Genomic DNA, 2,373 nt, shown 5'->3' on the forward strand with positions numbered 1-2,373 from the left:
GGCTCGTAGCCGCGGGCCAGCAGGGCGTCGGCGAGCATCTCCGAGGCCCGCACGGCCCGCACCACCACCGGGATGGCGAAGCTCCGCACCGAGAGCGGACGCCCCCGGGCGATGCGGGCCTCGTTGGCCTGCTGCGCCGCATCGACCATGAGCGGCACCGACCGCACGGCCAGCGAGAGCACCAGCGCCCAGTGGTCGGTGTCGACCCCCAGCCGGCGCAGCGGCCGCAGGGCGCGCTCCAGCACGGCGAGCACCTGGGCCACGGGCGTGGTGAGCGAGACCGCCCAGGCCAGCAGCACGGCCGCCCCCACCCGGCCCACGGCCCGCAGGGCGGTCACGCCGTCCACGAGCCACCACTGCACCAGGCCGAGCACCACCAGCAGCACGACCACCGCCCGCATCGGGCCGCGCAGGGCGCTCCACGGCAGCCGCGCGCTGGCCAGTACCAGCACGGCCACGGCGAGCGCCGCCATCGCCAGGGGCCACGTGCCGATGACGTACATGCCCACCGTGGCCACGGCCAGCCCGCCGAGCTTCCACGCCGCGGGCAGGCGGTGCAGCCAGGAGTCCCCCGGCACCGCGATGCCGATGCTCACGCCATGAGCCGCTCGTAGAAGGCGATGGCCGCCTCGGGCCGGTCATCGCAGACCACGCGCCCCTCGTCGAGCACGACGACGCGGTCGAAGCCCTCCAGTAGGTCCAGGTGGTGGGTCACCATGACCACCTGCTGCGGCAGGGCCATGAGCTCGGCACCGATGCGGCGGCGGTTGCGCAGGTCGAGCAGCGTGGTGGGCTCGTCGGCCACCAGCACACTCGGGCCGGCCATGAGCACGGCGGACAGCGCGAGCAGCTGCTTCTGCCCGCCGGAGAGCAGGTGGCAGGGGTGGTCGGCGTGCCCCTCGAGCCCGGCGCGCACCAGGGCGGCGTCCACCGCATCGGCCCGCTGCTGCGCCGACCACCCGCGGCGCCGCGCGGAGAACTCCAGGTCCTCGCGCACCGTGGGCATGACCACCTGGTGGTCGGGGTCGCTGAAGAGGAAGCCCACCTCGCGGCGCACCCGGCGGGCGTGGCGGCGCACGTCGAGGCCGTTGACCTCCACCCGCCCGGTGGTGGGCCGCTCCAGCCCGATGACGCAGCGTGCCAGGGTGCTCTTGCCCGACCCATTGGCCCCGATGAGGGCGACGCGGTGCTCGGTGAGCTCCAGCGAGACGCCGTCCAGCGCCCGACGGCCCTGACGGTCGAGGGTCACCCCCTCGAACCGGATGCCGCCGCCGGGGGCCACGGGTGTCAGCGGCGCGCCGGGTCGGCCGGCAGCGAGCCGGGCAGGGCACGCGCCACGGCGGCGACCACCACGGCGGCCAGGGCGGCCTTGAGCAGGTCGCCGGGCACGAACACCGCGGCACCCAGCTGCCAGGCCTTGTCCCACGGCATGCCGGTGGCCAGCTTGAGCCACGGCACGCCCACGGCGTAGTTCAGCGGCACCCCGGCCAGGCCGGCCACGAACAGCCACAGCCCCACCATCCGGCCGCCGCGGCGCAGGGCCACGCGGGAGAGCAGGCCGATCACCACGGCGCCCAGCACGAAGCCCACGAGGTACCCGCCGGTCGGGCCGGTGAGCACCCCCAGGCCGCCCGCACCCCCGCTGGCCACGGGCAGTCCGATGGCGATGAGCGCCAGATACACCAGCACCGCGGCAGCGCCGGCCCAGGGGCCGAGCGCCAGCGCCGTCAGCGTCACGCCGAGGGTCTGCAGGGTCACCGGCACCTGCCCCCCGAAGAGCATCAGCCCCGGCACCACCGCCAGCGCCGCGATGAGGGCGGCGAACACCGCCACCTGCGCCCCGGTGCGCACGGTGGACTCGCCGCGCTCGTCGTCGCGGCCGTCACGGTCGTGGGGGGCGTTCCCGTGCAGCGCCTCGTCGGGCAGCAGCATGTCGGCCTGGGTGTTCATGGGGTCTCCCGTCAGCGTGTGTGCGGGCGACATTCCATCACGCACAGGCGGTCCCCGGCCCCCGCGCCCGGGACCCCGGCCGTCGCCCCGCCCCAGTACCGTTGCCCCATCATGGCCACCTCCCCCGCACCCGCTCCCGAGGCCGGGACGACCCCCGCGACGACCCGCCGCATCGCGCCGGAGCCCGGGCCCACCCCCGGAGGCCGCGGCGTGTCCGCCCGTCGGGTGCGTACGGCCCTCCCGGCGCTGGCCCCGGTGCTGCTCACGGTGGCGGCGTGGACGTCCTCCGTGGCGGGTGGCCCCACGGCCCTGCTCGTGGCCTGCGCCCTGCTGGCCTGGTTCGCCGTGCGCCGCACCGCGGTCCGCGAGCTGCGCTCCTGGCGCTCCGTGCTCTGGCTGCCCGTCGTGGCCGCGGTGGTCTCG

At 76.4% G+C, this 2,373-nt stretch carries 4 protein-coding genes; 1 reads left to right on the forward strand and 3 read right to left on the reverse strand.

Annotated features, from left to right (window positions below; all coding sequences use genetic code 11):
• The 3 genes from HMPREF3099_RS09640 to HMPREF3099_RS09650 form a co-directional block, all read right to left on the reverse strand.
• Nucleotides 1-596, reverse strand: a 596-nt coding sequence (locus HMPREF3099_RS09640; RefSeq protein ID WP_070705763.1) for an energy-coupling factor transporter transmembrane component T family protein, incomplete at its 3' end; no start/stop codon positions are given.
• Complete coding sequence (locus tag HMPREF3099_RS09645) at nt 593-1,282, reverse strand: energy-coupling factor ABC transporter ATP-binding protein (protein ID WP_202816744.1); 690 nt, start codon at nt 1,280-1,282, stop codon at nt 593-595. The genes HMPREF3099_RS09645 and HMPREF3099_RS09640, both read right to left, overlap by 4 nt.
• Before the next feature lie 5 nt (nt 1,283-1,287).
• A complete protein-coding gene (locus HMPREF3099_RS09650; RefSeq protein ID WP_237769820.1) occupies nt 1,288-1,950 on the reverse strand; it encodes a biotin transporter BioY in 663 nt (220 codons plus the stop codon).
• Nucleotides 1,951-2,061: 111 nt separating this feature from the next.
• On the opposite strand from HMPREF3099_RS09650, the gene HMPREF3099_RS09655 reads away from it, so the two are divergent.
• Nucleotides 2,062-2,373, forward strand: a 312-nt coding sequence (locus HMPREF3099_RS09655; protein ID WP_202816745.1) for a hypothetical protein, incomplete at its 3' end; no start/stop codon positions are given.

The organism is Kytococcus sp. HMSC28H12 (assembly GCF_001816045.1).
Taxonomy (GTDB): domain Bacteria; phylum Actinomycetota; class Actinomycetes; order Actinomycetales; family Dermatophilaceae; genus Kytococcus; species Kytococcus schroeteri.

Bases quoted from the DNA above. Each gene is read 5' to 3' on its own strand.
- HMPREF3099_RS09650 (WP_237769820.1), bottom strand. From the start codon at position 1,950: ATGAACACCCAGGCCGACATGCTGCTGCCCGACGAGGCGCTGCACGGG.